The sequence below is a fragment of the Lysobacter sp. ESA13C genome (assembly GCF_019970005.1).
GTDB classification, from domain to species: Bacteria; Pseudomonadota; Gammaproteobacteria; order Xanthomonadales; family Xanthomonadaceae; genus Lysobacter; species Lysobacter antibioticus_B.
In genome coordinates, this window is the sequence record NZ_JAHXYK010000003.1 from 312583 (window position 1) to 332503 (window position 19921).

A 19921-nucleotide genomic window follows, 5' to 3' on the forward strand; every position below is an offset into this window, starting at 1 on the left:
TTGGCCCCGATGGGCGTCGGGGAATCTAGGGGCAGTCCGGGGCCGCGAACGTGACTGCGCCCGCGGATCGCGCGGGCGCAGGCGTATGGAGCGCGGGCGCACGCGCGCTTATGTGAGCGGCGCCGGGTCCGTTCCGGACTCCGGGCGTGAACGCCTTCGCGGCAGGTCGATGAAGGGCGGGCCGGCGCCCCGGGGAAGAACGCCGGCCCGCTCGTTCAAAGGTCGACCGCCGCCGCGGCGACGGTCACCGTCCCCAAGCTCAATCGGCCGGCGCTGTCGCGGCCGGTGTTCTGCGGCTTGATCGCCGGACGGCCGGGCCAGCTGTCGGCGATCGCCAGGCGCAGCGAATAGCTGCCTGGTGCGAGCGTGGCCGGGACCTGCGCGGTGGCGTCGACGAGCGCCGGTACGGTGTTCGGCAGCAAGGCGTTCAAGGGATAGTCGAACGCGGCCTTGGCGCGGGTCGTGCCGCCGGCATCGACCCAGTGCAGTTCGGTCTGGTAGACCTGATACAGCGGTGCCGAGCCGGTGTTCTCGACGCTCAGCTTGACCGGGATGGCGGCGCCGGCCTGCATGGCGTCGGGCCAGTTGACCTGGCGCACGGTGAACTCGTAGCCGAGCGCGCGCTTGACCTTGAGCATGTTGGCCTTGAACGTCGAGGGCTTGCCCGACGGATTGACCTCGTGCTGGCCGGCCGGGCCGAGCCAGGTGAAGTGATACTCGCGCAGCAGGGTCAGGATGTCGTTGGTGCGTCCGGTCCAGGTCGCCTTTTGACCGCTGTTCGGGCTTTCGCCGCCGATCGGGTTGAACTTCCAGTTGCCGCGCGCGGCGGTGGCGTCGTTGCGGAAGCCCCATTCCAGGTTGTGCCAGCCGCTGTCGTCGCACTCGGGCAGTTTGGTCGCGAACTTGTTGCACATCGCGGTGAACGACGGGAAGTAGTCCTCGCTGAAACCGAAGTTCGTGCCGCCGACATCGGACTGGCGCGCGTAGCGGCTGTGCACCGGCGTTTGCTGGAACGCGGCGGCGTAGGCATCGCGCACCGCGCTGCGGGTGGTCGCATCGGGTTCCCAACTGTCGCAGCCGGCGGTGTGCCACTCGCCCCAGAAACCGAGCAGGCCGACGTGCACCGCGGTGATGCGCGGATCGCCGTCGTAGCGGCGTCCGAACGCCTGCACGAACTGCACCAGTTGCTGGCGCATCGCCGGGGTGTTGTAGATCGGCGCGCGGCCGGGGCCGACGTCGTCGCACTGGGTCTGGCTGTAGTTGTGGAACTGGATGCTGACCGGCGCCAGTTCGAGGAACTTCGGATACGCGCGCAACGGCTCGGCTTCGTTCCGATAGAAATAGCCGATGTTGTTGGCCACGCTGTCGGGATAGTCGGCGACCGGACGCAACACGAAGGTGGCGTTGGGGTTTTCGTCGAGGATCGGTTTCAGGTGGTTCGTTTCGAACTTGTCCCAGTCGAACTGTTCGTCGGCGCTTTCGATTTCGCGCCACGGGACGTAGATCTGATAGATGGACGCGCCGTAGTGGTTGTCGGGCAGACCGCCGTCGGCGGCGACGGTGCTACCCCAAAGCAGGAAGCCGCGATGCGGGTTGGACAGATCGTTGTTGCTCTGGCTGGGGCGCAGCTCGCCTGCGGATGCGGGCGCTGCAGGAAACATCGCGACCGCGGCGAGCAACGCCGATGCCAAGACATTGACGACGGGCAAAGCGGGGTGCCGCAGGTTCATACCGGCTTCCGAGAGCGGGGGGGAGGTGCGGCGAATCCTGGGGGCTGTGAAGACGCGCAGGATTGGCTCGCCGTCACACTCTGGCTGCGATCATGTTTTTATCTTCGACTTTGTTGAGATCGGTCGCGGTTTCGATATTGGATATGTTTGGATTTGTATTGACTGGTTTCAATTGCTACGAATTCGTCGCACTTATGGTCGACGCGGCGCACGGAGGCCGACGCGGCGCACGGATCGGCTGGCGCCGGCATCCTCGAACTGTGATGCCCGGCGGTCTCCGGTGAACATTCGTGGTGGCGCTCTGGCTTAGCCTGCGAAGGCGGACATGCAGTCCGCGGCACACACAAGGAGAGGTCAGATGCTTCGTACCCGGAAAGCGATTTTCACGGCAGCGTTGTTGTTGGGACTGGTGGCGGTGGCGGGCTCGGCGTTCGCGCGCTACCCGATCCTCGGCGTCGAATGGGCCGAGTGGACCCGCTATGACAGCAGCGGCAATGCCATCGGCGGCGGCCGCATCGAATGCGACGGTTCGGTACAGACCTGGGGCACCTCGGGTGCACCGACCGGCCTGACCCTGCACCGCTGTTGATCGACCCGATGCCGTCGCGCAGCCCTCGCGGTTGCGCGGCGGCATCGCTGAACGACGTCTGGCCCCGATCTTCGCGGCGATCGCCCGATGCTTGGATTCGCCGCCGGCGACGGCCATATTCGCGGCATGGACAGCCGCGCCGACACGGACCCCAGCAAGCCCGCCGCCAAGCCGCGCGGTCCGCGCCGGGTGTTGTTGCTGCACGGCATCTGGATGCCCGGGGCCTCGATGGGCTGGCTGGGCGCACGCCTGGCTGCGGCCGGCTACGAGCCCGAAGTTTTCGCTTATGCCGGTGCCGGCGCCGGTCCGGAAGCCTCGATCGCGCGCCTGGTCGAACGCCTCGACGAGCCCTGCCATGTCCTGGCCCACAGCCTCGGCGGCCTGATCGTGCTGGGGGCCTTGCGCGAGCACCCGCACCTGCCGGTGCGACGCGTGGTCTGCCTGGGCACGCCCTTGTGCGGCAGCGCCGCCGCCGGCGGCCTGGCCCGCAAGGCCTGGAGCGCGGCCGTGCTCGGTCGCGCCGCCGAGGTGTTGCAGCGCGGCTGCCCGCCCTGGCAGGGCGCGGCCCAGGTCGGCCTGATCGCCGGCCGCACTCCGCACGGGCTGGGGCGTTTCTTCGGCCGTTTCCAGGGCGAAAGCGACGGCACGGTGGCGGTCGCCGAGACCCGCCTGCCGGGCTTGAGCGACCATGCGGTCATCGACGCCAGCCACAGCGGCCTGCTGTTCTCGGCGCAGGCCGCGCGCCTGGCCGAGGCCTTCTTCCGTCGCGGCCGCTTCGGCGACTGAGCCGGGTACCGACCGAACCGACCCGGATCGGCGACGAATCTCCTGCAAACCGCCGGTGGGCGGGCACGATCGAGTAAAATCGCCGGCTTGTTCAGACAACACGTCCGGTTATTGCCATGGGTAGAGGTCCGTCGATTGAGGCTCGCAAGAACGCCGAGGATGCGCGGCGCGGCAAGATCTTCACCAAGATCATCCGCGAGATCAGCGTGGCGGCGCGTTCGGGCGGCGGCGATCCCAACAGCAATCCGCGCCTGCGCAGCGCCATCGACAAGGGCTTGTCGGCGAACATGACCAAGGACGTCATCGAGCGCGCGATCAAGAAGGCGACCGGTGCGCTGGAAGGCGTGGAATACGAGGAAATCCGCTACGAGGGCTATGCCCCGGGCGGCGTGGCGGTGATCGTCGACTGCCTCACCGACAACAAGGTCCGCACCGTCGCCGACGTGCGCCACGCCTTCGGCAAGTTCGGCGGCAACCTCGGCACCGACGGCTCGGTGTCCTTCATGTTCGCCAAGCGCGGCGTGCTGTGGTTCGAAGCCGGCGCCGACGAAGAGCGCATCACCGAAGTGGCGATCGAAGCCGGCGCCGACGACGTGGTGGTCTACCCGGAAGACGGCTCGATCGACGTGCTGACCGGCGCCGAGGCCTTCGCCCAGGTCAAGGCCGCGATGGACGCCGCCGGCCTGGTCGCCGGCCAGGCCGAGGTCACCCTGCGCGCCGACAACAACATCGCCGTGACCGGCGAGACCGCCCAACAGGTGGTCAAGCTGCTGAACTGGCTGGAAGACCTCGACGACGTCCAGAACGTCTACTCGAACGCCGATCTGGACGAGGACGCTTACGCATAACGCGTAAGCTGTCGCCGTGACCAGAATCTTAGGAATCGACCCCGGTTCGCAGCGGACCGGCCTGGGCGTGATCGACGTCGCGGCCGACGGACGCTGCGTGTACGTGCATGCGCAGGCGCTCAAGCTGCTCGACGCCGAGGATTTCCCCTCGCGCCTGGGCCTGCTGTGCGAAGGCCTGGAGGCGGTGCTCGACGAGTACCGGCCCGACCAGGTCGCGATCGAAACCGTCTTCATGGACAAATCGGCGACCTCGGCGCTGAAGCTCGGCCATGCCCGCGGCGCCGCCCTGGCCACCGTAGTGCGCCGGCGCATCGCCATCAGCGAGTACGCGCCGCGCTTGATCAAGCAGTCGCTGGTGGGCCGCGGCGCGGCCGACAAGCAGCAGGTCCAGCACATGGTGCGGCTGTTGCTGAATCTTCCCGAAGTGAAGCTGCAGGCCGACGCCGCCGACGCGCTTGCGGTGGCGCTGACCCATGCCCACATGAGTGCCACGGCGCGGCGAACCGGCATCGCCACCCACCAGTTGCGCAGGCGCGGGGCGTGAACCCGGCCCGCTCCACAGGCCCGGCGGCGTGCGGGGTAGGGACCTGCGTGCGCCACCGCGTTCCGTCTGACGCGCCGTCTTCGTATCGTCACAGCCCGCTTCGCGCCCGGCCGGTCCGCCGGTGCGCGTCGCCAGCCGTATCTGGAGTTCCACAGTGATCGGTCGTCTCAGAGGCACCCTGATCCACAAGCAGCCGCCGTGGCTGATCGTGGACGTCAACGGCGTCGGTTACGAGCTCGAAGCGCCCATGAGCACGTTCTACGACCTGCCCGAGCTCGGCCGCGAAGTGTCCTTGTTCACACACTATGCGCAGAAGGAAGACAGCGTCTCGCTGTACGGCTTCCTGCGCGAGGCCGAACGGCGCTTGTTCCGCGACGTGCAGCGGGTGAGCGGTATCGGCGCCAAGATCGCCCTGGCGGTGCTGTCGGGCGTGCCGGTCGAGGAATTCGCGCGCCTGGTCCAGACCGGCGACGTCACCGCGCTGACCCGCATCCCCGGCATCGGCAAGAAGACCGCCGAGCGCATGGTCGTCGAGCTGCGCGACCGCGCCGCCGACCTCGCCGGCCTCGGCGCGCCCACCCTCGGCTCCAGCGGGATTCCCGCCGATCCGCAGAGCGAAGCCACCATCGCCCTGCAGCAACTGGGCTACAAACCGGCCGAGGCCGCGCGCATGGCGCGCGAGGCCACCGCCGCCGGCGACGATGCAGCCGCCATCATCCGCAAAGCGCTAAAGTCCGCGCTTCGTTGAGCCAAGGCGGGTTACCGCCACGGAACCACGCGATATGTCCTCCACTGTTCCCTCCACGCCAGGCAAGGACGCTCACGCTCACGGCTCGCACCACCACGGCTCCAAGAAGGGGCTGCCCGGGTTGGTCGTCGGTGCGATCGGGGTGGTTTTCGGCGACATCGGCACCAGCCCGCTGTACACGCTGAAAGAGGCGTTTTCGCCGCATTTCGGCCTGACCGGCAACCACGACACGGTGCTCGGCATCCTGTCGCTGGTGTTCTGGGCGTTGATGATCGTGGTCACCCTGAAATACGTGACCATCATCATGCGCGCCGACAACGAGGGCGAGGGCGGGATCATGGCGCTCATGACCCTGGCCCAGCGCACCCTGGCCAAGGGCGGGCGCTCGGCCTATGTCGTGGGCATCCTGGGCATCTTCGGCGCTTCGCTGTTCTTCGGCGACAGCGTCATCACCCCGGCGATCTCGGTGCTCGGCGCGGTCGAGGGCCTGGAAGTCGCCGCGCCCGGCCTGCATCGCTTCATCGTGCCGATCACCGTGGTGATCCTGGTGATGGTGTTCCTGGCCCAGCGCTTCGGCACCGAGAAGGTCGGCAAGGTATTCGGGCCGATCACCATGCTGTGGTTCGTCTCGCTGGCCGCCATCGGCATCTACAACATCGTCCAGGCGCCTGAGGTGTTCAAGGCGCTGGACCCGCGTTGGGGCGTGCGTTTCTTCGTCGAGCACGGTTCGCATTCGGTGCTGATCCTCGGCGCGGTGGTGCTGGCTGTCACCGGCGGCGAAGCGCTGTACGCCGACATGGGTCACTTCGGCGCGCGCCCGATCCGCTACGCCTGGTACACCATGGTGTTGCCCTGCCTGATGCTGAACTACCTCGGCCAGGGCGCGTTCGTGCTGCAGCATCCCGAAGCGGTCAAGAACCCCTTCTTCGAGGCGGTGCCCTCGTGGGGCCTGTACCCGATGATCGTGCTGGCGACGATGGCGGCGGTGATCGCCTCGCAGGCCGTCATCACCGGCGCCTATTCGGTCGCGCGCCAGGCCATGCAGCTGGGCTACATCCCGCGCATGCAGATCAAGCACACCTCCAGCGACACCATCGGCCAGATCTACGTGCCGTACATCAACTGGATCCTGGCGATCACCGTCATCACCGTGGTGCTGGCCTTCCGCAGCTCGACTGCGCTGGCGACGGCCTACGGCATCTCGGTCTCGGCGACGATGCTGATCGACACCCTGCTGCTGGCCCTGGTCGCGCGCTCGCTGTGGCCGCGCTGGCGCACGTGGGTGTTGCCGCTGTGCGTGGTGTTCTTCGTCGTCGACCTCGGCTTCGTCATCGCCAACGGCGCCAAGTTCTTCCAGGGCGCCTGGTTCCCGGTCGTGCTGGGCCTGGTGGTGTTCACCCTGCTGCGCACCTGGCGCCGCGGCCGCGAATTGCTGCACGAGGAAGTGCGCAAGGAAGGCATCCAGCTCGGCAGCTTCCTGCCCGGCCTGATGCTGGCGCCGCCGGTGCGCGTGCCCGGTACGGCGATCTTCATGACCGCCGACAAGGGCGTGGTGCCGCATGCCTTGCTGCACAACCTCAAGCACAACAAGGTGCTGCACGAGCGCAACGTGTTCCTGACCGTGGAAACGCTGGGCATTCCGTATGCGCCGCGCGAGAAGCGCCTGAAGATCGAGGCGATCGGCAACGACTTCTATCGCGTGCTGATCCGTTTCGGCTTCATGGAAGTGCCCGACGTGCCGCTGGCGCTGATGCGTTCCTGCGATGCCGGCGGCATCTATTTCGACCCGATGGACACGACCTACTTCGCCAGCCGCGAGACCGTGGTCGCCAGCCGTCACCGCGGCATGCCGATCTGGCGCGACCGCCTGTTCGCCTTCATGCACCGCAACGCGGCGCCGGCGACCGGCTTCTTCCGCATTCCCGGCAACCGCCTGGTGGAACTCGGCGCCCAGGTGGAGATCTAGTCGCCTCGCTGCGCGGCTGGGGTTCGCATTGGAACAGCCGCAGTGGCGAATCCGAAGTCCGAGGCGAGGGCGCCGCCACCGTTCGGCCGGCTGCGAAGCCCGAGTTCCAGCCGGCGCAACAGCGCCGCTGCAACACACTGGTGCGCGCGGGAAATTCGGGAAAAATCGTTCCATCGGCGCCGGATTGCCGCCTCGTGCCGGTCGCGCCTAGCCTCGTCGCACTTTCCGACGACGAGGTTCCGCGATGACCCGCTCCCGCGCTTTCGTGATCCGGCAGCAAGATGCCGAAACCCTGCAGGGCAACGGCACCCAGCTGTGGCTGTTGGCCGACGCCAGCGACTGCTGCGGCGCACTCGGCGCCAACCGGCTACGCCTCGAAGTCGGCGCTGCCGGCGCCAAGCCGCATCACCACAAACGTTCGAGCGAAGCGTTTTACGTGCTCGACGGCGCGCTTGAGATGCTCATCGACGGCGAGACCGTAACCGTCGAAAAAGGCGGCTATGCCGTAATCCCGCCCGGCGTCGTGCATTCCTTCGGCGCTGCCCCCGGCCAGGTCGCCGACGTATTCATCACCCTGACCCCCGGCATCGACCGTTTCGATTACTTCCGCATGCTGCCGAGCATCATGCGCGGCGAAGTCGACGCCGAGGCGCTGGCCGAAGTGCACGACCGTTATGACGTGCATTTCGCTTAAGGCGCGCGTTTCTGCTTCTGAGCTTGCCGGTCTTCCAGCTTCTGTGCTTCCAGCGTCTGCCGCCCGCCGCCCACATTCGCCGTGCTGTTCCCCCCTTTGAAAAAAAGGGGGGAGGGGGGATTTGCCTTTAGCGCCACCCACAGCAAATCCCCCGGCGCCCCGGCGTCTTCGTTTCGCCGCATAGCGCCGGCCGCCAGCCCCCTTTGCCAAAGCGGGCGATCTGTCTCACGGCTCCCGACTGTCCGCATTCGCGCGGCAACCGGTTCCCGCGGCAGGCTGACCAGCCCGCCTACATGCCCCAACGGCCCGCGATGGGTAAACCCCGGTACTTTCCGCCCTGCGCCCGCGCGCCGTCCCATGCGAACATAGCGGTATGACCGAAGACCGCATCATCGCTGCCTCCTCGACCCGTGAAGACGACGCCATCGAGGCCTCGATCCGGCCCAAGCGCCTGGACGAGTACCTCGGCCAGCAGCCGGTGCGCGAGCAGCTCAAGATCTACATCGAGGCCGCCAAGCACCGCGGCGAGGCCCTCGATCACGTGCTGATCTTCGGCCCGCCGGGCCTGGGCAAGACCACCCTCAGCCACGTCATCGCCAACGAGCTCGGGGTCAATCTGCGCCAGACCTCGGGTCCGGTGATCGAGAAGGCCGGCGATCTGGCCGCCCTGCTGACCAATCTGCAGCCGCACGACGTGCTCTTCGTCGACGAGATCCACCGCCTCTCGCCCGTGGTCGAGGAAGTGCTGTATCCGGCGATGGAGGACTACCAGATCGACATCATGATCGGCGAAGGCCCGGCCGCGCGCTCGATCAAGCTCGACCTGCCGCCGTTCACCCTGATCGGCGCGACCACCCGCGCCGGCCTGCTGACCGCGCCGCTGCGCGACCGCTTCGGCATCGTCCAGCGCCTGGAGTTCTACAACACCGAGGACCTGACCCGGATCGTGCGCCGCTCGGCGCAGATTCTCGGCATTTCCTGCGCCCCCGAGGGCGCGGCGGAAATCGCCCGCCGTTCGCGCGGCACCCCGCGCATCGCCAACCGCCTGCTGCGGCGGGTGCGCGATTTCGCCCAGGTGCGCGCCGGCGGCAACATCGATCTGCAGACCGCCGATGCCGCCATGGCCATGCTCAAGGTCGATCCGGAAGGCTTCGACGATCTCGACCGGCGCCTGCTGCGCACCATCATCGAATCCTTCGACGGCGGCCCGGTCGGGGTCGAGTCGCTGGCGGCAGCGCTCAGCGAGGAACGCGGCACGCTCGAGGACGTGATCGAGCCCTTCCTGATCCAGCAGGGCTATCTGATCCGCACCGCGCGCGGCCGCATGGCGACCCAGCGCGCCTACCGCCATATGGGCCTGAAACCCCGCGCCGACACGGCCGGGCTATTCGAAGAGGCCTCCGAGCCATGAGCGCGGTTGAATCGGTGTTCAGTTGGCCGACACGCGTCTATTGGGAAGATACCGACGCTGGCGGTCTGGTCTATCACGCTCAGTACCTGGCGTTTCTGGAGCGCGCGCGGACCGAATGGGTGCGTGCCCTGGGCTACGGCCAGGACGGTTTGCGCCGCGATCACGGGCTGTTGTTCGTGGTCGCGGGCATGCAGATCGGTTTCCTCAAACCGGCGCGGCTCGACGATGCGCTGGAGGTCACGGTGGAACTGCGGCGTTGCCGCCGCGCCAGCCTGATCTTCGCGCAGACCGTGCGGCGCGGCGAGGAAACGCTGATCAGCGCCGAAGTCCGGGTCGCCGCAGTGGATGCCGAGCATCTGCGTCCCTGCGCGATTCCAGCGGCCTTGTTCGCGCAGTTGCAGGCGCAGGAAGTCCAGGCCGGCCGCGACGGCTGAACCCAGGCACCGCGCCCAGGTCACCGTTGAACCCAAATCATCCGGCGGTTCGTTACTCCCCACGGACCACCCAGCCCCACCACAGGCCCGCGTACCGGGCTACGGAGAACCAAGCATGACGTCATCGCTGATCGCGCTTCTGGCCACGACCGTGGAAGCCCTGCCGGAGGAAGCCGTCCAGGCCGTGACCCAAGGCGCCGCCGCGGCCGGCGAAGCCGCCAGCTTCAATCTCTGGGACCTGGTGATCAAGGCCAGCCTCCCGGTCCAGTTCATCATGGCTTTGCTGGTGATCGCCTCGGTGACCTCGTGGATCATCATCTTCCGCAAATGGAAGGTGATCCGCCGCGCACGCAGCGAAGCCGATCATTTCGAAGAACGCTTCTGGTCCGGCGCCGAGCTGTCCAAGCTGTATGCCGGCACCACCGAGCGCAACCGCGCCATGGGTGGCCTGGAGGCGATCTTCGAGGCCGGTTTCCGCGAGTTCAACCGCATTCGCCAGCGCCGCGGCGTCGACGCCCGAGCCCAGCTCGAAGGCGCCCAGCGGGCGATGCGCGCGACCGGCTCGCGCGAACTCGACGGCCTGGAACACAACCTCGAACTGCTCGCCAACATCGGCTCGACCTCGCCCTACATCGGCCTGGTCGGCACCGTGTTCGGCATCATGGTGACCATGCATTCGCTGGTCTCGGCCTCCAAGCAGGTCGGCATCGCCGACGTCGCCCCGGGCATCTCCGAGGCGCTGTTGGCCACCGCGATGGGCCTGTTCGTGGCGATCCCGGCGGTGTGGGCCTACAACCGTTTCGCCACCGGCGTGGAACGTCTGGCCGTGCGTTACGACGCGTTCTCCGAAGAGTTCTCCTCGATCCTGCAGCGCCAGGCCCACCTGGACGAGTGATGCGGCTCGCGCCCCATCGCTTGTACGGCCGCCCGCACCGCTGCCTGCACCGCCCGCGTCCGCTGCGCCACGGCCAGCGCGACCGCAACGCGTAACCGACGAGGAATTCCGCCATGTCCGGCACCGCCATCCGCCGCCCGCGCAAACGCAAACTCAAGGCCGAGATCAACGTCGTTCCCTATATCGACGTGATGCTCGTGCTGCTGATCATCTTCATGGTCACCGCGCCGCTGCTGACCCTCGGCATCGACGTCGACCTGCCCAATTCCAACCTCAAATCGATCGAGACCAAGCAGGACCCGGTGGTGGTCCAGGTCGACGCCCAGGGCAATTACTTCCTTGCGGTCAAGGCCGGCAGCAATGAAGCGGTCAACCGCGAAACCCTGGCGACCAAGGTCGGCGCGCTGGTCAAGCAGAACGGCAAGGAAAAATTGCAGGTCTACATCGCCGCCGACGGCCGCTCGAACTATCAGCCGGTGATGGACGTGATGAACATCCTCAAGGATGTCGGCGTCGAGAAGGTCGGCTTGATGAGCCAGCCCGAGAAGGGCGCGAAGAAATGAGGGAAACCCGCGCCGACACCGCGCAAGCCATCATGCTGGCCGTGCTTCTGCACGGCCTGCTGGTCGCGGCCATCTTCCTGAGCATGCTCTGGAACTGGAACAGCGCGCAGGTGTCTGCGGCGGGCTCGCCGCTGTCCTCGGAACTGACCGACGTCAGCGATCTCTCGGCGGCGATGCAGCGCACCCTGCGCAATCGCCCCGAGCCGGTCGATCCGCTGCCGCTGCCCGAGCCGGAGGACGCTTCGCCCTTGCCGCAGCCCATTCCCGAGCCCAAGCCGCAGGACGCGACCGCGCCGCAGCAGCAATCGCCGCAAGACTTCATCCCGGTGCCGGACACGACCACGCAGGAACAGGTCGTCGACACGCCTACGCCGAACCGCGCCGAGGAACAAAAGGTCCAGGAAGCCAAGGCGCGCCAGGAACAGGTCGACCTGACCGAGCAGAAGCGCCAGGAAGAAGCGCAGCAGCAAAAGCGCCTGGCCGCCGAGCAACTGGAACGCGACAAGCAGTTGGAGAAGATCCGCGCCGAGCGTGCCAAGCTGCAGCGCGAGCAAAGCCTGAGCGAACAGAAGCTGCAGCAGATCGCCGACGCGCGCGCCGCCAAGGCCAGCCAGAACGCCGCCGCCACGGCGCCGGCGACCACCGGCAACCAGGGCGTCGACGCCGGCCTGGCGGCCAAGTACGCCGCCGCGCTGCAGGCCGCGATCGTCGAGAAGTGGACCCGCCCCGACAGCGTGCCGCTCGGTGCGGGCTGCCGCTTGAACATCCGTCAGTCGCCCGGCGGCAACGTGCTCGCGGTCGAGGTGGTCGAGCCGTGCTCTTACGACGAGCAGGGCCGGCGTTCGATCGAAGCCGCGGTGCTCAAGGCCCAGCCCTTGCCGTATGCGGGTTTCGAGTCGGTGTTCCAGCGCAACCTCAATCTCAACTTCAAAGCCCAGGACCGCTGAGTGGGCGCGGCGAGGGGAGCGTCGATGCGCCTGAGGCTGTTGGCCGGCTTCGCGTTGTCGACGCTGTCCGCGGCCGGCCTGGCCCAGTCGGACCGGGTCGCGCAAAACCAGCAGCGTTACGCCGAAGTCCTGCGCGCCACCATCGACGAGCAATGGGCGCCGCCGGCCACCACGCCGGCCGACGCCGGTTGCAGCGTGGACCTGCGCCAGGCGCCGGGCGGTCGGGTGTTGTCGGTGCAGGTCATCGAGCCTTGCAGTCTGGACGAGGCCGGGCGGCTGTCCCTGCTCGCCGCCGTGCGCCAGGCCTCGCCGCTGCCCTACCAGGGCTATCAACAGGTGTTCCGGCCGCAGATCCAGCTCAGCTTCCGGGTCCAGGACGAGGACCCGGTGGTGTCCAAGCCCCGGCGTTGGTGGAAACGGCTGCGCGAGCGCTGATCCACTGGCGAGGGCAGGGACGGCCCGCCGACCTGCCGGAGTCCGATCCGGGGCTGCCGAAGCCCCATTCATGTCCCGAATGAGCCGGAATGGGCACCGATCGCGACCGTTGGGCCGATTCGGCAAGGCCGGAATGTAAATTGACCGCCGCTTTTGAGCCCACGTTCACCCTCCAACGTTAACAATGCCGAACCTGAACAACCCGCGTCGACCGATCACGGAGTGCCGATGAAACGACCCCTGCGCTGGCTGGCCTCGCTGCTGGCTCTCCTGCTTCCCCTCGCCGCCGCAGCCCAACAGCAAGGGTTGGAGATCGACATCGTCGGCGGCAACGCCTCGGCCCTGCCGATCGCGGTCGTGCCGATGCCCTACCAGGGCAGCGGCGCCGCGCCGCAGACCGACGTCGCCGAGGTCGTGCGCAACGACCTCAACCGTTCCGGCCAGTTCCGCGGCCTGCCGGTCGAGCAGATGGCGGCCAAGCCCACCAAGGGCAGCGAGATCAGCTACCCGGATTGGCGCGCGCTCAACCAGGACTACATCGTGGTCGGCCGCGTGGTCGATGCCGGCGCCGGCAGCTACCGGGTCGAGTACGAGCTGTTCGACGTGGCCAAGCAGCAGCGTCTGCTCGGTTTCGCCCTGACCGCACGTTCGAACGCGATGCGCGATGTGGCCCACCAGATCGCCGATGCGGTCTACGAGAAGATCACCGGCGTGCGCGGCGCGTTCTTCACCCGCATCGCCTACGTCACCGCCACCGGCGTCGGCCGCGGCAGCAACTACGCGCTGATGGTCGCCGACTCCGACGGCTACAACCCGCAGACCGTGGTGCGCTCGCCCGAGCCGCTGCTGTCGCCGTCGTGGAGCCCGGACGGCGCGCGCCTGGCCTACGTCAGCTTCGAGGGCGGTAATTCCTCGATCTACATCCAGAACATCGGCACCGGCAGCCGCGAGTTGATCGCCAAGTTCCGCGGCATCAACGGCGCCCCGGCGTTCTCGCCGGACGGCCGTCGCCTGGCCCTGACCCTGTCGCGCAGCGGCAACCCCGAGATCTACGTGATGGACCTCGGCAGCAAGGCGCTGACCCAGCTGACCAACCACTTCGGCATCGACACCGAGCCGACCTGGGCCGCCGACGCCAGCAAGATCTATTTCACCTCCGACCGCGGCGGCAAGCCGCAGATCTACCAGGTCTCGGCCAGCGGCGGCGGCGCCACCCGCGTCACCTTCCAGGGCAGCTACAACGCCAGCGCCAGCGTTTCCTTCGACGGCAAGAAGATCGCCACCGCGCAGGGCGCCGGCAATACCTATCGGATCGCGATGATGGACAGCAGCCTGGGCTCGCCGCGCTGGAGCACGCTGTCGCCGGGTTCGCTGGACGAGTCGCCGAGCTTTGCCCCGAATGCCTCCATGATCATTTATGCTGCGCGCGAAGGACGCCGTGGCGTGCTCTATGCCGTTTCAGCCGATGCCCGGGTGCGCCAGCGCCTGGTGCTCGCCGACGGCGACGTGCGCGAACCGGCCTGGGGACCCTACCGCCTGCCGCGATAAGCGGCTGGGCGTTTCCCTGCGCGCGGACGCGCCACACCCCCCGAACGACTCCTGCCCCACGTTACAAACTGACGAGGAATACCAATGAACAACACCGCCCGCATCCTGCTCGCCGCCGTGCTGTGTACCGCGGCCGTCGCCTGCTCGAAGAAGGTCAAGGAAGCTCCGCCGACCGATTCCGGCACCGGCCCGTCCACCACCGTGCCGTCCGACACCGGTCCGGTCGCCTCGGGCGCCTACGGTCCGAACGATCTCGACACCGATGCTTGCCTGCGCCAGCGTGTGGTCTACTTCGATCTCGACCAGGATTCGCTGAAGCCGGAATTCCAGGCCATCGTCGGTTGCCACGCCAAGTACCTGCGCGACCGTCCGTCCTCGCGCATGACCCTCGAAGGCAACGCCGACGAGCGCGGCAGCCGCGAGTACAACCTCGGCCTCGGCGAGCGTCGCGGCAACGCGGTGTCCTCGGCGATCCAGGCCAACGGCGGTTCGGGCAGCCAGATCACCGTGACCTCCTACGGCGAAGAGCGCCCGGTCTGCACCGAGTCGAACGAAGACTGCTGGGCCAAGAACCGTCGCGTCGAAATCGTCTACACCGCCAAGTAATAGCGGTGTCGCGCAGGGCGGCGCCGGGGCATCGGCGCCGTCCACCGACCGAACGAAGAACGAAGGTTGATCTAAGCGATGCGTAAGTTCGCACTAGCCTTGGCGATCGCGGCGGCCTGCCTGGCCGCCACGCCCGCGTTCGCCCAGCGCGCCAGCCTCGCCGATCGCGTCGCGGTCCTCGAGCAGCGCGCCTCGGACAACCAGGCCAACCTCGACTTGCTCAACCAGGTCACCCAGCTCAAGACCGAGCTGCAGGCCCTGCGCGCCCAGGTCGAGGAACTGCAGCAGACGACCAAGCAGCTGCAGGACACGAACAAGGCGCAGTACCTGGACACCGACAACCGCCTCAACCGCCTCGAAGGCGGGGTGGCGCCGTCGGCTCCGGCCGCTGCACCGCAGACACCCCCGGCACCGTCGCCCTCGGCGGCGGTGAGGGACAGCGCACCGGTGGTGCACGGCGATGCCGGCCTGCTCGCCCAGAGCGGCGACGAGCGCGGCGCCTACGACACTGCTTTCAGTGCGCTCAAGGCCGGCCAGTACGTCGAGTCGGCGCGGCTGTTCCAGGCCTTCTTGGCCAACTACCCGAGCGGTGCCTACGCGCCCAACGCCTTGTACTGGCTCGGCGAAAGCTATTACGTCACCCAGAACTACCAGCTCGCGCAGGAAGAGTTCCAGACCCTGCTCGATCGCTACCCGACCCACGACAAGGCCGCCGGCGCGCTGCTCAAGGTCGGTCTGGCCCAGTTCGGCCTCAAACAGGTCGATGCCGCCGAGCGCACGCTCGCCGACGTCGCCACCCGCTATCCCGGCACCGACGCCGCCCGCACGGCTTCCGATCGCCTCAATGCGATCCAGCTGAGCCGGCTGCGCAACTGACCGATACCCGATGAACGCCGTTGCCACCGAGACGGCCGCAGCGTCGTCCGAACGCCTGCGGCTGACCGAAATCTTCCTGTCGCTGCAAGGCGAGTCGAACAGCATCGGCTGGCCGACCGTCTTCGTGCGCCTGACCGGCTGCCCCCTGCGCTGTCAGTACTGCGATACCGCCTATGCCTTCCACGGCGGCGAATGGTGGGAATTCGATGCCATCCTGGCCGAGGTCGCCAAGCACGGCGCCCGCCATGTCTGCGTCACCGGCGGCGAGCCGCTCGCGCAAAAGCGCTGCATCGCGCTGCTGCAGAAACTCTGCGACGCCGGCTATGAGGTCTCGCTGGAAACCTCCGGCGCGATCGACATCGGCCCGGTCGACCCGCGCGTCTCGCGCGTGCTCGACATCAAGACCCCCGATTCCAAGGAAGCCCACCGCAACCTGTGGAGCAACCTGCCGCTGCTGACCGCGCGCGACCAGATCAAGTTCGTGATCTGCAGCCGCGAGGACTACGAGTGGTCCAAGGGCATCGTCGCCGAGCATCGCCTGACCGGGATCTGCGACGTCCTGTTCTCGCCGAGCTTCACCCAGGTCAAGCCGAGCGATCTGGCCGACTGGATCGTCGCCGACCGCCTGCAGGTACGATTCCAGCTGCAGTTGCACAAGATTCTCTGGAACGACGAACCGGGGCGGTGAGCGGCCGGGACCGGGGATTCGAGACTCGGGATTCGGCCGGGTAAACCGGCGCCGCCCTGGCCGGAATGCCCTCGACTTCCACTCTTGCCGACCCTGGCTTTCCGCTGTTGCTTGTCATCCCCGCGAAGGCGGGGATCCAGAGACTTCAGGGTCATGCCTCGGTAAACCCCTGGATCCCCGCCTTCGCGGGGATGACGAACCCGGTATCAGCTTCATCGTTTAGCCTTTCCCGATTCCCGATTCCCGATTCCCGATTCCCGATTCCCGATTCCCGATTCCCGACCCGACATCATGAAAAAAGCCGTCGTCCTCGTTTCCGGTGGCATGGACTCCGCCGTCGTCATCGCCATCGCGCGAGAGCAGGGCTATGCCGTGCACGCGCTCAGCGTGCGCTACGGCCAGCGCCATACCTCCGAACTCGACGCCGCCGCCCGCATCGCCGGCTCGCTCGGCGCGGTCGCGCACAAGACCGTCAGCGTCGACCTGCGCAGCATCGGCGGCTCGGCCCTGACCGACGAAGCCATCTCGGTGCCGCTCGACAACGACGGCCACGCCATCGGCGCGGCCGCGGCCAAGGACGACATCCCGGTCACCTACGTGCCGGCGCGCAACACCATCATGCTGTCGATCGCCCTGGGCTGGGCCGAAGTGCTCGGCGCCAACGACATCTTCTGCGGCGTCAACGCCGTCGACTACTCCGGCTACCCCGACTGCCGCCCCGAGTTCGTCGAGGCCTTCGAGCGCCTGGCCAACCTGGCCACCAAGGCCGGCGTCGAGGGCGCGGGCCTGCGGGTGCAGGCCCCGCTGCAGTTCATGAGCAAGGCCGACATCGTCCGCGAGGGCCTGCGCCTGGGCGTGGACTTCGCCGAGACCGTCTCGTGCTACCAGGCCGATGCCGACGGCCGCGCCTGCGGCCATTGCGACGCCTGCCGCCTGCGCGCCGAAGGCTTCAGCGCGGCCGGCGTGGCCGACCCGACCCGCTACGTCTGAGGCCGGCCGTCTGAACGGCTTTGGCCTGGGGGCCTGACTGCGCCCCACAGGTTTTGTTAGAATCACCGGCCCCGGCGCAGCGCCGGGACCGCAGCAACCGCTTCGGGTCGTTAGCTCAGTCGGTAGAGCAGAAGACTTTTAATCTTTTGGTCGAAGGTTCGAATCCTTCACGACCCACCAAACAAGAAAAGCACCTGGACTCGCGTCCAGGTGCTTTTTTCTTTGCGGGCGCCGTCGGCGCCGATCAGTGCCCAGCTGGCTTGAGCTGGATGGGCCGATACAGCGAACGAGATAACCGTTCTTCTGCTTCGGCCAAGTGTCGTGCGGACGACCAGCTACCCCTGTTGTTTCGAGCGCAGCGCGTTACGCGTGAGCGCACAAGCGCAGCGATTCGATCGGTCCCGTCTGACAGGCGAGGGCTTGCGCGTGAGCGCGTTCCCATGCCGCCCAAGCCACCCGGCGCGCTTCGGGCCAAGCGAGCGGCGAGTTGCCCTTCAGCGCTTCGTAACGACCGCGCAAGTCCGCGCGTGGATCGTCGAAGAAACGTTCGGGATGCTCTTCGAAAGTCATCATGCCCAGATACAGCGCAGGGCCGTAATCGCGAAAGGTGAGGCCCGGTCGGTGGAACGGCGCCGACGGATAGTTCAGGACCCAATAACTCAGGTTCGCGTCCGCAACCCGGCGGACGTACTTCGGAATCGGCTTCATGACCATGACGACGCACTCGGCTTGATCGCCCCCGGACGCCAACGATGGCGCAGTCCGGGCGACGATGCGTAAAGGGCGCGTGAGGGTGTTGCTAATCCGGGCAATCTGTCGCGCATTTCCCTTCCCGAAACCTCTGCGTCGTCTTCCCTTTTACTGAGACAGCCGGTTCAAAGAGCCCGTACCCAGCCCTTGGGAGCTGAGTTGACCAGTGTCTGGTGCTGCCGACGGGTTGGTTGACTGATCAGTCAAAGGGGGTGCTCAGGCTTTCCACTTCAGAGGCCCTCAGGAATCGCGAAAAAACTTCCGCGCCCGATGCAACCGTCTCGAAGTCCAGTTCGTTGATACGTTCGATCTTTGAAAATTTCCAATGAGCCATCGATCCGTCCGCTGCCTCATAAGACACTTCGTTCCTCATCGATACCTCGCGCGCGAGCTCGACTGCTTCCTCGGTCGAGTGAGCCTGCACCAGGAAGACCTTCTCCTCCCAAAGCGTCGGAACGGAAGAGGGCGGAACGTGCTGAGCCTCGAAGAACGCGCTTGCGCCATACCATTTCATTTCTCATGCCTGTTGTCGGTTTAGGGTTGCACCACGATGCTGGTTGGCTAAGTGCTCCGGCTCGCTTCGGATTGCCCTGGACTACTGTGGCCGAGCCGGTCTAGCTTCCAGATTTGTGCGCGCAAGAGCCGGGCAAACCGCTTCCCGCTTCGAGCTAGGCCAAAGCTTAGCCCCGTCGATGCCGCGCGAATAACGACGCCGGATTTCCGGAATTTCCTTCGGCGGCGTTTTCAAGACTGGAGGCATTCGCTTGGGGGAGCAAATTTCCTCTCATATCCCTGCTAGCGCCTACTTGTCGCTCGATGCAGTAAAGAGGACTGGGTATCGCTTTCGCATGCCGAGGCTCCGTCCAGTGCCAGTTCTTGTCGATCAAAGAGAGGGCGTCGTGAGCAGGGCCGAGGGGGCAACTATCTGGTATCGGTTAGGTGCCGGGAGCCGGCGGCGAGCACTATGGAAGAGCGCTCGCTCTTTCCCAGTCATTTATCGAGAAGGCTCGAAGTAGGTAGGCTCGTACAAGTAGGCCATGATCATTGTCGATCATCGCATCACAATCCGCTGGTATTGACTGTACAAGAAAATTCACCAATCGCTCGCCCTTGTACTCGATCAGAAACATTCGAGGGCTGCCAAGCAACGACCGTAGCAGTTCTCGTTCCCCTTCATCAAAATCACGAATGAGATTGTCGTCATGCAAGATGGACAGCCAGTCGCTATTTTCCTCGATGGTTACCTGGCCATTTGCCAATTTAAGCCCCCTGTAATTCGCCATCCAGTCCAGCGGCGACCACGTGGAGGCGCTATTTAACGCGAGAACGAATGAGCTCATGGTCTGGCACTCTCATTGGCGGTGCGGCACTGTCTTCGTGGCGACTTGTCAATCAGCCAAGCGGCCCCATTGCGGCATCAGTCTTTCATCAATTGTGCGGTTTCGTTCGAGTAATCGCCAAGACGGTCGAACATGTCCGCAAACCAATGCACGGTTTCGACTGAAAAATCATCGGACTCGGGTTCTGCGTAAAGAACACAAATAACAGCCCGCATCGCCGCATCCTCCCGGTCTTGAATGTCGGTACTCCGATGTTTGGAGTCCAGATAGTTCCAGCAGGCAATGCGGGCAGTTAGCAAGTCCTCCGCTTGCCCTTCTCCGCTCAGCCAGAATGCCGTAGCCAAGTTCAACGCATTCCGTCCGATTTCTGGAAGGAATTCATGGGCGAGAAGTAAGCAGCGACACATGAAACGCATAAGGATCGCGTGCGCTTCAGTGGCGCTAAACGTCTGCGTCACGTTGACTAGATAGATTTCCAATTCATTCCTGGCGATCATATTTGACTCCGAGCCGATCTAAGGCCTCTTTGCTGC

The 19921-nt window shown here is 66.3% G+C and carries 23 protein-coding genes and 1 tRNA gene; 19 read left to right on the plus strand and 5 right to left on the minus strand.

Annotated elements, in window-relative coordinates:
- Positions 1–215: 215 nt before the first annotated feature.
- On the minus strand, positions 216–1730 hold the full coding sequence (locus LC490_RS07485) for a DUF4832 domain-containing protein (RefSeq protein ID WP_223619770.1): 1515 nt from the start codon (positions 1728–1730) through the stop codon (positions 216–218).
- 358 nt (positions 1731–2088) lie between these two features.
- Between LC490_RS07485 and LC490_RS07490 the strand changes: the two genes are divergently transcribed.
- From LC490_RS07490 to LC490_RS07580, 19 genes are all read left to right on the plus strand, one after another.
- Positions 2089–2319: a hypothetical protein gene (locus tag LC490_RS07490; protein ID WP_152566354.1), complete on the plus strand. Its 231-nt coding sequence runs from the start codon at positions 2089–2091 to the stop codon at positions 2317–2319.
- Positions 2320–2406: 87 nt separating this feature from the next.
- A complete protein-coding gene (locus LC490_RS07495; protein ID WP_223619771.1) occupies positions 2407–3105 on the plus strand; it encodes an alpha/beta hydrolase in 699 nt (232 codons plus the stop codon).
- A 116-nt stretch (positions 3106–3221) separates the two neighbouring features.
- On the plus strand, positions 3222–3953 hold the full coding sequence (locus tag LC490_RS07500) for a YebC/PmpR family DNA-binding transcriptional regulator (protein ID WP_031373492.1): 732 nt from the start codon (positions 3222–3224) through the stop codon (positions 3951–3953).
- Between the two features lie 16 nt (positions 3954–3969).
- Positions 3970–4497 carry a crossover junction endodeoxyribonuclease RuvC gene (gene ruvC / locus LC490_RS07505; protein WP_031373493.1) on the plus strand — a complete coding sequence of 176 codons (528 nt, stop codon included), beginning with the start codon at positions 3970–3972 and terminating at the stop codon, positions 4495–4497.
- A 154-nt stretch (positions 4498–4651) separates the two neighbouring features.
- Positions 4652–5245 (plus strand): Holliday junction branch migration protein RuvA, encoded by a 594-nt coding sequence (gene ruvA, locus LC490_RS07510; protein ID WP_031373494.1) that lies wholly within the window; start codon positions 4652–4654, stop codon positions 5243–5245.
- Positions 5246–5279: 34 nt separating this feature from the next.
- Positions 5280–7211 carry a potassium transporter Kup gene (locus LC490_RS07515; RefSeq protein WP_223619772.1) on the plus strand — a complete coding sequence of 644 codons (1932 nt, stop codon included), beginning with the start codon at positions 5280–5282 and terminating at the stop codon, positions 7209–7211.
- A gap of 244 nt (positions 7212–7455) precedes the next feature.
- Positions 7456–7905, plus strand: a complete 450-nt coding sequence (locus LC490_RS07520) for a cupin domain-containing protein (protein ID WP_223619773.1) — start codon at positions 7456–7458, stop codon at positions 7903–7905.
- A gap of 373 nt (positions 7906–8278) precedes the next feature.
- Positions 8279–9316, plus strand: a complete 1038-nt coding sequence (gene ruvB / locus LC490_RS07525; protein ID WP_057916999.1) for a Holliday junction branch migration DNA helicase RuvB — start codon at positions 8279–8281, stop codon at positions 9314–9316.
- Complete coding sequence (gene ybgC, locus LC490_RS07530) at positions 9313–9750, plus strand: tol-pal system-associated acyl-CoA thioesterase (protein WP_223619774.1); 438 nt, start codon at positions 9313–9315, stop codon at positions 9748–9750. Before ruvB ends, ybgC begins: the two co-directional genes overlap by 4 nt.
- Before the next feature lie 115 nt (positions 9751–9865).
- Positions 9866–10645 (plus strand): protein TolQ, encoded by a 780-nt coding sequence (gene tolQ / locus LC490_RS07535; protein WP_031373499.1) that lies wholly within the window; start codon positions 9866–9868, stop codon positions 10643–10645.
- A 113-nt stretch (positions 10646–10758) separates the two neighbouring features.
- A complete protein-coding gene (tolR, locus tag LC490_RS07540) occupies positions 10759–11208 on the plus strand; it encodes a protein TolR (RefSeq protein ID WP_031373500.1) in 450 nt (149 codons plus the stop codon).
- Positions 11205–12155 (plus strand): cell envelope integrity protein TolA, encoded by a 951-nt coding sequence (locus tag LC490_RS07545; RefSeq protein ID WP_223619775.1) that lies wholly within the window; start codon positions 11205–11207, stop codon positions 12153–12155. Before tolR ends, LC490_RS07545 begins: the two co-directional genes overlap by 4 nt.
- Before the next feature lie 24 nt (positions 12156–12179).
- Positions 12180–12590, plus strand: a complete 411-nt coding sequence (locus tag LC490_RS07550; RefSeq protein ID WP_223619776.1) for a TonB C-terminal domain-containing protein — start codon at positions 12180–12182, stop codon at positions 12588–12590.
- 228 nt (positions 12591–12818) lie between these two features.
- Positions 12819–14138, plus strand: coding sequence for a Tol-Pal system beta propeller repeat protein TolB (gene tolB / locus LC490_RS07555; RefSeq protein WP_031373503.1), 1320 nt, complete (start codon positions 12819–12821; stop codon positions 14136–14138).
- An 84-nt stretch (positions 14139–14222) separates the two neighbouring features.
- Entirely contained in the window at positions 14223–14744 is a 522-nt protein-coding gene (gene pal, locus LC490_RS07560) for a peptidoglycan-associated lipoprotein Pal (protein ID WP_031373504.1), read from the plus strand.
- A gap of 78 nt (positions 14745–14822) precedes the next feature.
- Entirely contained in the window at positions 14823–15620 is a 798-nt protein-coding gene (ybgF, locus tag LC490_RS07565; protein WP_031373505.1) for a tol-pal system protein YbgF, read from the plus strand.
- Between the two features lie 10 nt (positions 15621–15630).
- Complete coding sequence (queE, locus tag LC490_RS07570; RefSeq protein ID WP_223619777.1) at positions 15631–16308, plus strand: 7-carboxy-7-deazaguanine synthase QueE; 678 nt, start codon at positions 15631–15633, stop codon at positions 16306–16308.
- Positions 16309–16599: 291 nt separating this feature from the next.
- Complete coding sequence (gene queC / locus LC490_RS07575) at positions 16600–17298, plus strand: 7-cyano-7-deazaguanine synthase QueC (protein WP_223619778.1); 699 nt, start codon at positions 16600–16602, stop codon at positions 17296–17298.
- A 104-nt stretch (positions 17299–17402) separates the two neighbouring features.
- Positions 17403–17478: transfer RNA gene (locus LC490_RS07580), tRNA-Lys, on the plus strand.
- 183 nt (positions 17479–17661) lie between these two features.
- Here the strand turns inward: LC490_RS07580 and LC490_RS07585 are convergent.
- The 4 genes from LC490_RS07585 to LC490_RS07600 all read right to left on the minus strand — a co-directional run bounded on the left by LC490_RS07585 (position 17662) and on the right by LC490_RS07600 (position 19885).
- Positions 17662–18012 (minus strand): hypothetical protein, encoded by a 351-nt coding sequence (locus LC490_RS07585; protein WP_223619779.1) that lies wholly within the window; start codon positions 18010–18012, stop codon positions 17662–17664.
- Between the two features lie 235 nt (positions 18013–18247).
- The gene (locus tag LC490_RS07590) at positions 18248–18562 is read right to left on the minus strand and encodes a DUF4288 domain-containing protein (RefSeq protein WP_223619780.1); all 315 of its coding nucleotides are present in this window, start codon (positions 18560–18562) and stop codon (positions 18248–18250) included.
- Between the two features lie 448 nt (positions 18563–19010).
- Positions 19011–19388, minus strand: a complete 378-nt coding sequence (locus LC490_RS07595; protein WP_223619781.1) for a hypothetical protein — start codon at positions 19386–19388, stop codon at positions 19011–19013.
- Positions 19389–19465: 77 nt separating this feature from the next.
- A complete protein-coding gene (locus LC490_RS07600; protein WP_223619782.1) occupies positions 19466–19885 on the minus strand; it encodes a hypothetical protein in 420 nt (139 codons plus the stop codon).
- Positions 19886–19921: the final 36 nt, after the last annotated feature.